Below are 975 nucleotides of genomic sequence, written 5' to 3'. Positions count from 1 at the left end.
ATGACAGCGGAGATTTTGAATGGACTGCCATGGTCTACAACCTTAATCCAGGCAAGAATGATACTCTTCTTGAAAAATGCAGACCTCTTAAGGAATATATGATATTCATAAACAAAGTGAGAGAATACTCAGAGGATGGTAGTAATGATATTAAGACAGCTGTAACACAGGCAGTAGATTACTGTATAGACAAGAACATTATGAGTGATTTTTTGATTAAGCATAAAGCGGAGGTGGTTAGCGTGTGTATAACTGAATTTGATGAGAAAATATATGAAGCTGAACTTAGAGAAGAGGGACGTGAGGAAGGACTCAAAAAAGGACTTAAAAAAGGGCGTGAGAAAGGGCTGGCAGAAGGAAAAGAAAAAGAGCGTAAGCAGAATATTAAATCCGCCGTTAAAATGATGCAACAATTTGGACTCCCTGATTCAGAAATATATAAACATATTTCTGAGAATTTTGGTATTTCAGAAGAACTACTCACCAGTTATATTAATGAAACTGATACAGAATAAGAATAATTTAATATTAGATATGTAAAATTTAGAAGTAAATATGACCACCTATTCAGCATATATAGGTGGTCATATTTATGGACTTATTATCCTTTAATTAACAAATTGATTTATGGAGTTTCTTCTTTTGACCTCTATTGACGTCTAAATACAATATACAACCTAATAAACATCTCTCAGCTGGCATTTCAAGACAATGCAAATACAAAAATCCCCTTTGGATATTACCATCCAAAGGGGATTTTACTCTATTCGTATTCGATATGAACGAATATATTATTTAATTTTAAATTCTGCCCTTAAGCTTTAACTCTAAATTCTGAATCTGAAATAAGGCTTACGATTATTTCTCGCTAACAACTCTATCCATATAAGCTGCTTTTTCTGAGTATCCTCTGTCGCCTTCTTCTGGTGTCTTAACGTATTGGCTTTCGTCAAACTCTGTACCTTTTTCAACGAA

1 pseudogene is annotated in these 975 nt (G+C 33.6%); it reads left to right on the top strand.

What is annotated here, in order from left to right:
- A pseudogene (locus tag KQI85_RS16375) lies at positions 1 to 515 on the top strand (hypothetical protein); the annotation flags it as partial.
- Positions 516 to 975: the final 460 nt, after the last annotated feature.

The organism is Falcatimonas sp. MSJ-15 (genome assembly GCF_018918265.1).
Classification (GTDB): domain Bacteria; phylum Bacillota; class Clostridia; order Lachnospirales; family Lachnospiraceae; genus Falcatimonas.
This window is presented reverse-complemented; position numbering and strand designations above follow the sequence as displayed.